6 protein-coding genes are annotated in these 12180 nt (G+C 61.1%); all 6 read right to left on the reverse strand.

What is annotated here, in order from left to right; translation table 11 throughout:
* Positions 1-38: 38 nt before the first annotated feature.
* The 6 genes from DWU98_RS00295 to DWU98_RS00320 all read right to left on the reverse strand — a co-directional run bounded on the left by DWU98_RS00295 (position 39) and on the right by DWU98_RS00320 (position 12137).
* Positions 39-1478 (reverse strand): sigma-54-dependent transcriptional regulator, encoded by a 1440-nt coding sequence (locus tag DWU98_RS00295; RefSeq protein WP_115493494.1) that lies wholly within the window; start codon positions 1476-1478, stop codon positions 39-41.
* A gap of 515 nt (positions 1479-1993) precedes the next feature.
* A complete protein-coding gene (locus DWU98_RS00300; RefSeq protein WP_115493495.1) occupies positions 1994-3688 on the reverse strand; it encodes a trehalase family glycosidase in 1695 nt (564 codons plus the stop codon).
* A gap of 58 nt (positions 3689-3746) precedes the next feature.
* On the reverse strand, positions 3747-6005 hold the full coding sequence (locus tag DWU98_RS00305; protein ID WP_115493496.1) for a glycoside hydrolase family 65 protein: 2259 nt from the start codon (positions 6003-6005) through the stop codon (positions 3747-3749).
* Complete coding sequence (locus DWU98_RS00310) at positions 6002-7822, reverse strand: tetratricopeptide repeat protein (RefSeq protein ID WP_158544915.1); 1821 nt, start codon at positions 7820-7822, stop codon at positions 6002-6004. Before DWU98_RS00310 ends, DWU98_RS00305 begins: the two co-directional genes overlap by 4 nt.
* 82 nt (positions 7823-7904) lie before the next feature.
* Positions 7905-9152, reverse strand: a complete 1248-nt coding sequence (locus tag DWU98_RS00315) for an MFS transporter (protein WP_115493498.1) — start codon at positions 9150-9152, stop codon at positions 7905-7907.
* A gap of 435 nt (positions 9153-9587) precedes the next feature.
* A complete protein-coding gene (locus tag DWU98_RS00320) occupies positions 9588-12137 on the reverse strand; it encodes a TonB-dependent receptor (protein WP_115493499.1) in 2550 nt (849 codons plus the stop codon).
* Positions 12138-12180 lie beyond the last annotated feature (43 nt).

A 12180-nucleotide genomic window follows, 5' to 3' on the forward strand; every position in this document is an offset into this window, starting at 1 on the left:
CTCTCCCCGCAGGGGAGAGGGTGTTCATTGCGCGCGCTTCAATCAATCCCGAGCTTCTTCAACTTGTATCGCAACGCGCGGAACGTGATGCCCAGCTTCCGCGCGGCGGCTGTCTTGTTGTAGCGCGATTCCTCCAGCGCTTTCATGATCGCAGTGCGCTCAAGGTTGCTGATGTAGTCATCCAGTGGCAGTTCGCTGGACGGTGTCTGCGCCGCCGGTGTGCTGGCGGATGGCTGAGCTTGCGCGTAGGCCGGCGGCGCATGATGGCCGTGCGGCGAAGCCGCCCCGATGTCAGCCGCGTGGCGTGGCGGGCGTTGCGGCAGCATCAGGTCGCTGGCATCGACGCGGTCGCCATCGCACATCGCCACGGCGCGCTCCAGGATATTTTCCAGTTCGCGCACGTTGCCGGGGAAGTCGTAATCCTCCAGCGCCTGGCGCGCTTCCGGCAGCAACCGTACGGGCGTACCGCCGCCGCTCTTGGCGGCCAATTGACGCAGTACGTATTCGGCCAGCAGCGGCACGTCGCCGCGGCGCTCGCGCAGCGGCGGTACGCGCAGCTCGATGACGTTGATGCGGTAGAACAAGTCCTGGCGGAACTGGCCCTGGTCCACCAGGGCGGCGAGATTCTTGTGCGTGGCCGAGAGAATGCGCACATCCACCGCGACCTCTTCGCGCGCGCCGATCGGGCGCACGGCTTTTTCCTGGATCGCGCGTAGCAGCTTGACCTGCATGTGCAAGGGCAGCTCGGCCACTTCGTCGAGGAACAACGTGCCGCCGTGGGCCGCCTGGAACAGGCCTTCCTTGTCGGCGACCGCGCCGGTGAAGCTGCCTTTGCGGTGGCCGAAGAATTCGCTTTCCATCAGCTCGGACGGGATGGCGCCGCAGTTGACCGGCACGAACGGTCCGCTTGCGCGTGGCCCCTGCTCATGGATCAGTCGTGCCACCAGTTCCTTGCCGACGCCCGATTCACCGGCGATGTAAACCGGCGCCTGATTGCGGGCCAGCTTGACGATGGTGTTGCGCACTTGCTGCATTGCGCTGGAGTCACCGATGAGGCGCTCGCCCGAGTTGGTTGCCACGGGGCCGGCGCCGACACCGGTGCGCTTCTCTTCGGCCAGCTTCAGCGCGGTGCGCACCAGCCGGCGCAGCATCTGGATGTCCACCGGCTTGGAGACGAAGTCGAAGGCCCCGGCCTTCAACGCCGTGACGGCGGCGTCAACGTTGCCGTAGGCGGTGATCATCGCGACGGGCGTTTCATCGTAGTCGGCGGCGATCAGTTCGACGATCTCCTGGCCGCTGCCATCGGGCAGTCGCATGTCGGTGAAGCACAGGTCGTAGCCTCGCTCGGACAGCGCCTGACGCGCTTCAGCGACCGTGCCGACAGCGTCGACCTTAAGGTCCATGCGACCCAGTGTGATCGTCAGGAGTTCGCGGATATCGCGTTCGTCGTCAATGACCAGGACGGTCTGTTGGCTCATGATGGGGAGGCGAAAGTGGGTTACCGTTCAGGATACTCGCTTGCCTGCATGTGGCAAAGCGCCGTTGGTTTATGTACGTCAATGCCCAAGGTGGTTGAGGAAAAACCGGGCGATCACGCGATACGCATCCTGCGAATCGGGCAGCTGTGGATCGGAAAGAACGAATGTCCCACACCTCCCTTACGTGAAGCTCCGTCTGTGCGCCGGCTTTGTCAAGCCACTGCTGGACTGAACTGATGGTCATGTCGCGGCTGCCGGTGATCAGCAGCATTAGCGGAAATCGGGCTAGCAACGCCGGCGACAACCCCGGCTGCACCAGTGGATCGCGCATGGTGGCGCCGCGAAAATAAGCGATGTTTGACGGCCCATCGGCCCGGCGAACGCCGGGGCCCAGCAACGCTGAACCCCTGCAAGCCACCAGGCCCTGGTTTTCCTCGCTCCTCAAAACAGGGCCATCCATGGCCCTTCTCCGCGTGTGCCGGGGGCGACGGGTTTAAACATCGCAGTGTTGAACATCACGGTGAAGGTGCCGACGTAGCGGCCGCTTTCGTCTTCGTGCCGCTCAAAATTTCTTCCATCCTCAAGTACACGCCATTGGTCCAGCCGAAACCGATCACATTGGCGGTGTAGCCCGCGCTTACTTTCACATCGGCGTTGCCTTGCGCCATGTTGTATTTCTCGCGGATGGTGCCATCCGCTGCAAGGCTGCGATCCACTGTTGCGCTGAACTTGGCTGCGATGCGGTGCGCGTCGTCATGAAAGCCATAGGCATCCAGGCCGGCAACGGCGAGCCAGTTGGTTGGTGCCCAGCCGAACGGAGCATTCCACTGCGCGCCGCTGGGCCGGTTGTCCATGGCCAAGCCACCGGATAGCTCGAAAATGGAAAGCTTGCCGTGCACGGAGGCTGCCTGCTGAGGTGATGCAGCGCCGGCCCAAAGCGGATAGAACGTGGTGAGATAGGGTGCATCGTTGGGTTTGCCGGCAATGAAGTCGTAGTCCCGGTACATGCCCAGCTCCGGCCGCCAGAGGTAGGTGTTCATCGCGGCTTTGCGCGCAGCGGCAGCTCGCGCCCAGTGCTCCGCGTCGGCGGTCTTGCCTAGCTGCTGCGCGAAGTCGTGCAGATCCATCTCATAGCGATAGAGCAGGCTGTTCAAGCTCACATCGGCGTAATGGTGGGTGGAACCACCGAAGGGGCCGTAATGGAAGTTTGTATCGAAGCCTGATTCGCGCATGGCGCGATCGCCGTGGTAGTAGTCGGCCGTGAGGCGGTAGCCACCCATCCAGTTGCCCGCACAGACTTTCGAAGCGCGCACGTCACAGCTTTCGGTTTTCAGGCGCGCGGCCTCGGCATCGTCAGGATGTTCGGATGCTTTGATGAGGTAGCCGGGGTTTTCCGAGGGATGTGCAAGCAGCCATTTGATGACACTCAGATAGAACTCGCTGCTTTGCGCTTCCAGCACGGGGCCGCTGCCGAAGTCGTAGTAGCGTGCAAGTCCCGTGTTGCCGGCGAGGTGTTCCGGTCGCGTCCAGATGTCGTGATTGCGCACGGCAAGCGGATAAGCCTTTTCCAGCCACGCGCGCTTTTCGTCGGCATGACCGAAGCTGGCCGGATCGTTGAGCACCGACACCATCATCTGGGTGAGGAAGGGCGGCTGCGAACGACTGAGGTAGTAAGTGCGATTGGCGTTGAGCACGCCGCCGTAGTACTGCACCTCGAACAGCGCGTTGTCGACCATGTTGCGCGCCATCTCGATGCGGTGGTCGGCGACCAGGCCCAGTACGATGAAATAGCTGTCCCAACCATACATTTCGTTAAAGAAGCCGCCGGGGACCACGTACGGATGCGGCAGATACAGCAAGCCTTGCACCGGCAGCTTGGTGGCGTCGACGTCGCCAAGCTGTTCGATAGGCTTGGGCAGCGTGTGAATATCGACATTGCAGTGCTTCTGCGTCTGCAGCAGTTCGGGCGGCACCTTGAACTGGGCCGGGATATAAAGCACCGGTCGCGTTCTTATCTTCGGATCGACCAACGACTTGCATTCGGTTTGCGAGCGCGTGAGCGTGGCCCAGGCTTTATCGATATACGCGCGCGTCTTGGCCGGGTCGGGCTGCTGGGCGGCGCAAACGGTGGCCACCAGCGAGGCCGTGAGCAGGAAAGTGAGGAGCTTTGCGCTGGATTTGGCGAGGGTGCGGTGATCGAGGTGTTTCATGCGGGTTCCCCAAAACGAAGCGAGCGGCGCCAGGTTGGCTGCCGCTCACGGGTTTACGTCATAAGTCCTGACGCGTGAGTATGACCTCTCCGTTGGCATTGCGTTTGAGCGTAATGTCCATCTGTTTGCCGCGGAAGGTGATGTGCTTGAGCGTCATTGCCGTCCAATGCACGGGCAGCATGGGCGGATATGCCTGCTCCAATCCTTGTTCCTGGATGCGCAGGCCGGTGAACCCGTACAGCAGGTTTTGTAGAAAGCCCCCGCTGGCGGTCATGAAATAGCCGGTGTTGTTGCTGGCGGTTTCCGTGCGTACGTTGAACGGCGGCTTGACCACGTCGGCGTCGACGTAGCTTTGGAACCACCGCTCGGCATCACGCGTATAACCGGCCATGGCGGCGGAGATGGAAAGTGGCAGATAGCCCATGCTGTTGGGTTCGCGGTGCGATTGCTTGATCGGTGTGATGGCGTAGTCATAGGTGCGCGCGCGAACCTCTTTGCTCATGGGCACATCCAGTGCCGGCAGACTCAGGCCGGGCAGGCTGCTGCCGCCCCAGGTATTGAGATCGTGCGCGACGGTTTCATCGAAATCCAGGTAATGGTCGCCCTCCTTGGAGAAAGGAATGTGAAGCCCATCGGCGACCTGCGCCCAATGCGGATCAGGTTTTTCGCCAACGATGGCGGCGGCTTTCGCGGCAATGCGCAGCGCTTTTTGTGCACCGGCATTGGTGAAGGTGTCGTTGGGTACGTCGCTGTAGTCTTCGTCGACCGACGTGACATGGTCGATGTCGTAGCGTTGCTTGGCGGGGTGGTACGTGGCGCGACTGGCCCAGAAATCAGCCACCGCACGAATCACCGGCCACCCGTGCCGCACCAGCCACTGGCGGTCTTGCGTGGCCTCGTAGTACTGCCACTGAGCAATGGCTATGTCGGCGTTGACGTGGATTTCGCGTTCGTCCAAGACCCACGCAAAATGCGGCGTTTGCGAGCTGCCGTTGTCCGGATCGGCTTCCCATGGATACATCGCGCCACGCAAGCCGCGTGCACGCGCGCGCTGCTCGGCTTGATCCAAGGTGCGGGATCGGTACATGACCAGCGATTTGGCGCGATCCGGATGCAGTAGCAGCAGCGCGGGGAAAACCCAGGTGTCGCTGTCCCAGAAAATATGGCCGGTGTAGCCCGGTGTCATGCCGCAGGCACCGATCGGCCAGGACGTGTCGGGGGCGGCATTGGACAGTAGATAGTAGAGGTCGGAGTGCACCATCTGCTGCGCCTTCGGATCGCCGTCGATCTCGATGTCCGACTGCCAAAGCGTATGCCATGCCGCTTCGTGTTCGGCCAACAAGGCGCCGAAACCTTTGTTGCGCGCGGCGGTTGCCTGCGCCAGATTTTGCATGGCATCGGCGCCGCCCCAACCATCGCGCGACATCGCCACGTATTTGGTGAAGGTGTAGGTACGACCCTTTTGCACAGCCACGCGCAGATCCAGCGCCAGGCGGTAGTCGCTGCGATAGCGCTCGGCGTGGCTGATATGTGCGTCCTTCGGGACGCCAAGCGCCACAGCTTGCGCCATGCGTGCGCCTTGTTCGGCCTTACCCTGCAGCCAAAGTGTGAGGGCGGACGTGTCGCCGTCGGCGCTCAGTACGTGCGTATCGCCGTGATACCACAGCGGTGCGCGATCGGGTGTCGCCGGCGCAATCGGCTGTAGCTTCAAATTGTTGGCGAACACCGCTTCCTGCATCTGCGGCCCATCCATTTTGCCCAGCGCGAAGCGGGGTTGATGAGGCGCCCACAGGTCAGTCTGGAAGGAAAGTTTTACGTCGCCATCGAAATCGGGCGTGATCGAAAACTGTGTCACAGCCAGATGGTGCGATGCCTGGCTGACGAAGGTCTTCACTTCGATGCCGGTGACTTTAGTGCCATCGACGTAGTTGTAACGCGTGGTCAGCACGCCGTTATACATATCTAGCGTCTGCGTATAGTTCTGGAAGCGGTGGCCATCGATATCCACCTGGTTCAACCAGAACTCTCCGGCACGCGAGGAGCCGGTGCTGTAATCGATGCCGGTCCAGCCCGGAACCGCCGCGGGGCGTGACACATCGCCCTGGGCGTAATCCATGAACGCCGTCATATAGGCGAGATTGCCTTCGGTGCCGCGCGGCGCGGTGAGAGTGGAGACATAGCCATTGCCGAGTTGGCCGGGGAAATAGTTCGCCCAGTTCTTGGATGAGGCGGTGAGAAGAAAGCTCGGATCGGTCGCCGCAAACACGTTGCCGGCAACCAGCACCAGGCACGCGAGCAGCCTGTGCCGCCGTGTCATGCCGGTTCTCCAGGAACCACATCGAAGGCTACCGTGAGGCGCGTTTGCTCACTGTGGAAAGGGACGGTGCCGTGCCAGAAATAAGAAGGAAACAAAACCAGCCGGCCTGCTTCGGGTCGGATGATGTATTGGGTGTGCAAAGCGGGCGTCGTCATGATGCTGGGTTGGCCGAACGCGAGACAGCCATCCGTGCTGGAGGCATCGGCCATGCCGTCGGGCAGATCCACGTAAAAAGCCGAGGAAATCCAGCCGCGCGGGTGCACATGATTGGTGTGATAGCCCGCGCTGCGCAGCCGTACCGACCAGGCACCGTTGTAGCGATAAACCCCGCGGTTGCGGCGACGCAAGGGGTCCGAACCGTGGCCGATGTGCGCGAGGTAGGCACGGATCGGCGCGTCGAATGCCTCGAACAATGCTTGGATGATGGGGTCCGCGTGGCGCGTCAGGTCACCGGTGGTTTCCGTGCCCTCGCGCAACGATTGAAACAACAGTGGATGGCCGTGCGGATTGTGCAGGCGTTCCAGGCTGCGTCTGAGGTCGGCAAGATAAGCGTGAAGATCCGACCACTGCGGTGGTGCTTGCAGGGTTTGTGCACGAACCAGCTGCGGATAATCGCAAAGCACGCTGTAGCGTTCGTCGCCGAGCAGACGCCACGCGGTGGTTTGCAGTGCGATCAGATACTGATCATCCGGGTTGTTGGTCAGCAGTGCTTCGCAGTAGCTCAACGCGCGTTGCGCATCGCCCGTGCCCAGCAGCGCGGCAGCCAGCAAGTTTTGCGCGGCTGCCGCAGAGGGCGATCGTTGCAATGCGCGCTCGGCCAGTGCCAGCGCGATGGGTGGGTCCCATTCCAGTGCGGCCAGTCCGGCGCGTACCAGCAGCGTCGGCGTGGCCTGTGCATGCGTCGCCGAGGTCGCCAGGCATAAATACGCACCGCGCGCATCGCCCGCGCCCTGCAAAATAGCTGCCTTGGCCGCGAGCAACGCCTCATCGCCTTGGAACCGCTGCAAGGCCTGATCGAGTACGGCTGTGGTGTGCGCGCGATCACCCGTGCGCATCCATACCAGCCGAGCGAGATGATCGTGTGCCTCGATATGCCGCGGATCCTGATGCAGGCAGTCGCGCAGGGCTGCTTCGGCCGATTCGAGTTTGCCCAGGGCAATGAGGCTGTTTGCATGCGTGAAATACGCGGCAGCCGTGCGGTGCCCGCGTTCGATGACGTGATGGGCGGCGCGTTCGGCTTCGCTGTGCTTTGCGGCCGCCGTCAACGCCATGGCCAATGCGTGTGCGGCGGCGGGATCGTCGGGCGAGGCGTCCGACCGCTGACGATAAAAGGTGATGGCTTCGTCATGCCGCCCAAGCGCGACCAATGCGGCGATGTGCTGCGCGGTCAGCTCTGGGGGAACGGACCCGGCACCGCATAACGGCGCAAGCACGGCCAGCGCGTCAGCCGGACGTTGTTGATCGTTGTAATAGCGTGCGAGCAGTAAGGCAGCGTGTGGCAGACGCGGCGCCACGCGCCGTAGCAGGGGCAATGCTTCGTCCGGGCGGCCGCTGTTGAGCAGCAGTTCGCCGAGCGACGCCCACGTGGGCGCCCAGCCTGGATCGGCGGCCATGGCTTTGCGCAGTAGCGCTTCGGCGCCATCGATATCACCGAGTGTTTGTTCGATGCCACCGAGCATGCGCAAGGCTTCGGCGTAATCGGGATGCTGCTCGACAATCGACTGCAGTTGATCATGCGCACGGCGAAGATCGCCGGCTTGCAACATGTGCACGACCTGCTGCATGGCGGCGAGAAGCGCGGGAGAGAGTGTCGGCATCGTCATCACCGTGCCCTGCGGACCCCTTCCGCAACGCGTGAAAACGTCTTCCGTGCAGCGTGACGCATGGGATTCACTCAAATCATTCGGTGGCCAGGGTGATGGTGGCGGTCGTGATGCCGGCACGATCGGTTTCACGCTTGAAGAAAAACAACGTAATCAGGATCAGCAACATCGGCACCAGCGAAAAGTAAAACGCATGGATGCCGTCGAAACGTGAAAACACAATGGCGGTGATGCGCGAGCCGAGCGTGCCGCCGAGCGCGGAAAAGATCACGATCAGGCCGGTCATCGCCGCGTGCGAGGGCTTGGGCAGCGAGCTCAGCGCTACCGAATTGATCACCGGATAAATCGGCGCCATCAACACGCCGATCAGCGGAATCAGATAGGCGGCTGCCGGTGCGTTCAGCCAGCCGACATGGGCGCGCTGCACAACACCTTGTGCGAGCGGTAGCGTGAGCATCACCAGCAGGCCCATGCCGAGCACGCAGAAGTTCAGCAGCGTATACCAGCGCATGCGGCGCAACACCTGGCCTGCAGCGATCCGGCCGATGGCGGTAGCGCCGGCAAGGATGGTGGCGAGCTGGATGCTCATGGCGTTGGGCAGCTTGAGAATTTCATTGTTGAACGTCGGCAGCCACGTGCTGAAGCTCTGCTCGATCAGCACGTAAAGAAAGGCCGAGGCCAGGAAGACGTACACCAGCGGACGCAGAAACAGATGCATCATTTCCAGGATCGAGCCATGGATCGACTTGGTTTCCTCGGTACGCGCGGCCGATTCGTCCAACTGCGAGGTTGCCAGCAATACGATCACCAGCACGCAGATCACCGCCAACACCCAGTACACATTGAGCCATGCGGGATTGGCCGGATCCGCACGATCGACGAACGCGCTGAACAGCCATCCCGCCGCCAGCACGCCGACCATGAACAAACCTTCGATCGTGTTGGTAAGCCGTCCATGTTCGCTACGATCGTTCGTCAACAGGCCAATGGAGGAATACACCGCCACCTTGGTGAGCGCGAACGACACGCCCACGCAGGTGAATAACAGCTCAGTCGTTTTGAAACTCGGATACAACGGCATCAGCACGCATGCGCAGGCAACTATGCCCAGCGCGACCATCATCGCGCGCCGATAGCCAAGCAGGGGAAGAAACGAAGCAACCAAAAAAGACGTAACTGCGATCGGCAGATCCTTGAACAGTTCCAGCATGCTCGCCTGCGGCTTGTCCACGCCGAAGGTAGAGATCGATTGCAGGATGACCGTCCCGACGCTATTGAGCAGGATTGCGAAGACCATATAGATCAGCGCAAGGGCGGCCATCATGCGGAATCGATTCACGGTCTGTCCTTTATGTAATAGGTACGACTGAATCAGGCTGGTTAGAAGTTGTACCCGACTCGCCGTTGAACTGCACTGCCCTTAGGTGAGCAAACCCGCATCGTGCCGCCGCCGCGGGCGAAACCGGATACGCGCCCACTGTCCCAAGTGCCAAGCGGATGAGTCATATCGGTTCCCTGCAACACTGCAGACCCAATGCGAGCAACGTTCGCCTGTACGCCAAACTCGGGTCCTAGACGTACCCAGCGGCCACTGTTCGATCGGGTCGTTTCTAAAAAACTGCTGCCGTGCGGTTCCCATTTCCCTGGAAAATCCATGGCCGGATGAGCGCCCGGCCATGGTTGCCCAAAGGAGGGGAGGGCGGCTAACGATTCACTTCAACTCCCTCTCTGGGCGAAGAGAGGGAGCCTTGCGGGGCGATCAGAAGTTGTACTTGATCTGACCGTTCACTTCGCGGCCTTCGATCGAGCGGGCCAGGATCACGCCGCCAGAGCTGGCAAAACCGAACAGGCGGGCATTGCCTTCGGTGATGCCGATCTGGTTGGTCATGTTGGTGCCCTGGACGCTGTACTGCCAATGCGAGCCCACGTTCGCCTGCACGCCAAAGCTCAGATCGTAGTAATAGCCCAGCGGCTGCTGCTCGATCAGGTCGCCATAGCGGTTGCCCACGTACTCGTAAGTGATCCAGGCGCGCAGGCTGCCCCAACTGGTGGGCATCGTATACGCCGGCGTTAGACGGAACTGCACGCGCGGCTGACGTTGCAGCATTTTGCCGTACATGCTGGCGAAGGCGGCGGCGCCGCTTTGCGTGGTGTAGGACTCAAGGCCGGTATTGGTGTAATGGCCATTCATGTAATCGCCGCTCAAGGTGAGCGTGAAGTGGTCGACCGGTTTGAACGTAGTGCTTACGTTGACGCCCTTGGTGCTGCTGCCATAGAGCAGCGAGATCTGCTGGCCCTGCGGATCGGTATAGGTATAGGGCACACCGAAGAAGATACGGTGATACGCATTGACGTCGAGGTAGACCCAGTCGGCCTGATACTTGAAACCGATTTCCTGGTTGTGCACTTTTTCCACCGGCGTGCTGGGCAAGCCACGCAAATCGTCGAAGCCAGGGAAGTGGACGCCGTCATTGAGTCGCAGGTAGGCGCTCATGCTGGGCGTAAATTCATAGTTGGCACCGAGTGTCCAGGATGGCGCGCTCTTCTGGTATTTGATGTAACTCAAACCCGGTACCAGATATTGCGAGCCATTGTTGTACAGCGTGTACGGGTTGTCATCGAGGTCGCCCGTGGCGGTGTTGGCAATGCCACCGCTATCTTGCTGCCGCTCCCAGCGAATGCCGCCATCGAACAGCCATTGATCGAGTTTCCAGGAGTCGGTGGCGAACAACGCGGTGTTGAAACCATTCCAGCGCTGATAGATCGCTGTGGTCGGGCCACTGACGAAACCCTGCGGGCTGCTCAGCTGCCACGTGTTGACGCCATTGGTGAGATCGACCGCGATCGGGTTCGGGTTGGTGATTGCCTGCAGCAGCATGTTGTTGCCCAGGTACCACGTGTCGTGATCGTTATAGATGGCACTGTAGTTACCTACGGTCAACGTGTTGCCGTCGAACAGTTCCGCGCTGAAGTGGAATTCGTTGCTAACCGAAGCAATGCGCTTGTGCACGTACCACAATCCCTGCGTGGTGACGTTCTGGTTCATGTCGGCGCCCTGGCCGTTATTGGTATAGACGGCCGTTGCGGTCAGTCCGGCCGGCAATTTGTCGGCGGTTTCTTCGCTGGCAATGTAATCGCCCAAGGTGGTCGGGTTGGCGCCGGTGCTGAAGAACGAAATGGTGTTCATCTGGCCGCCGGTGAAGTTCAGCTTGTCCGAGAGCGACATGCCGTTACCGAAATCCCAATCGAAGTTGGCGCCAAACATGTGCATGTCCGCGCCGCGTCCCTTGGCGAGGTTGACGTCCTGGCCACCGGGCGTGCAGCCAGGGGTGCCGCACGGATTCATTTGAATGAATTCGTATTGATCGGCCTTGCTGCCGAACGTGCCGGTCAGCGGGCTGAAGCCGGGATAATTGGAAAAGTCACCCTTGCTCGCGTTTAAGATCGGTGTGTCGGTAACGAACTGGTTGTGGTCCTTCAGTTCACGGGCGTAGAACATCAACGAACCGCTATCCCAGTCGCGCGACAGCGTTGCGGTGAGCTGGCCGCCGTTGTCGGACGGGAATTGCGGGTCGCGTACGCCATCGGAGCGACGCCAGAAGCCACCGATGCTGCCGTACCAGTTGTTGGCGATCTTGAAGCCGAAGAAGCCGTCCAGACGCTCCATGTCTTCCGAGCCGTACGTAAACCCGAGATCACCCGAAGGCACATCCGTACCTTCTTTGAGCAGGAAGTTGGCGGTAACGCCCGGCTGACCGTTGCCATACAACACGGATGTGCCGCCTTGCACGATTTCGGCGTGGTCGATGGTGTCATCGAGGCGGAACATGGAGGAGTTCTCGAAGAACGACAGGCTCGCCAGTGGATACAGCGGGCTGCCATTGAGCTGGAAGGTGGCGTAGGGCGCGTCGCCGCCGCCCGGGAAACCGGCCACTTCAATGTTCGCACCGGTCTGGCCGCCGGACGATTCCGGATAGACACCCGGCGACGCTTTCAACAGGTCTGCCGCGCTCTTGGGATTGGCTTCCTTGATTTGCTGCGCGGACAACGAAGTGATGGAGTAGGCGGCGTCGATCTTCTTGATACCGCCAAACGTAGCGGTGCCGGTCACCACCACCTGTTGCAGGGTTTGCGCGTTCTTGGCGTTGGTCCCTTGCGGTGCGCGCGGGGCGGAGCTTGGCGTGGCGGTTGACTGCGTGGCGGGTGGTGACTGGGTTTGCCCGGTGTCCTGTGCATAGATCGCGCCGGACATGAGCGTGGCCGAGATGGCCGCCGATAATGCTAGGCGTGTGGAAGGCTTGGTCTTCATCAAACGTTCTCCCCAACTGTTTGTTGTGACGACGCGGCGTGAC

It is taken from the genome of Dyella monticola, from assembly GCF_003363155.1.
In the GTDB taxonomy this organism is placed as follows: Bacteria; Pseudomonadota; Gammaproteobacteria; order Xanthomonadales; family Rhodanobacteraceae; genus Dyella_B; species Dyella_B monticola.

Bases quoted from the DNA above. Each gene is read 5' to 3' on its own strand.
- DWU98_RS00295 (WP_115493494.1), bottom strand. From the start codon at position 1,478: ATGAGCCAACAGACCGTCCTGGTCATTGACGACGAACGCGATATCCGC.
- DWU98_RS00300 (WP_115493495.1), bottom strand. From the start codon at position 3,688: ATGAAACACCTCGATCACCGCACCCTCGCCAAATCCAGCGCAAAGCTC.
- DWU98_RS00305 (WP_115493496.1), bottom strand. From the start codon at position 6,005: ATGACACGGCGGCACAGGCTGCTCGCGTGCCTGGTGCTGGTTGCCGGC.
- DWU98_RS00310 (WP_158544915.1), bottom strand. From the start codon at position 7,822: ATGCCGACACTCTCTCCCGCGCTTCTCGCCGCCATGCAGCAGGTCGTG.
- DWU98_RS00315 (WP_115493498.1), bottom strand. From the start codon at position 9,152: ATGATGGCCGCCCTTGCGCTGATCTATATGGTCTTCGCAATCCTGCTC.
- DWU98_RS00320 (WP_115493499.1), bottom strand. From the start codon at position 12,137: ATGAAGACCAAGCCTTCCACACGCCTAGCATTATCGGCGGCCATCTCG.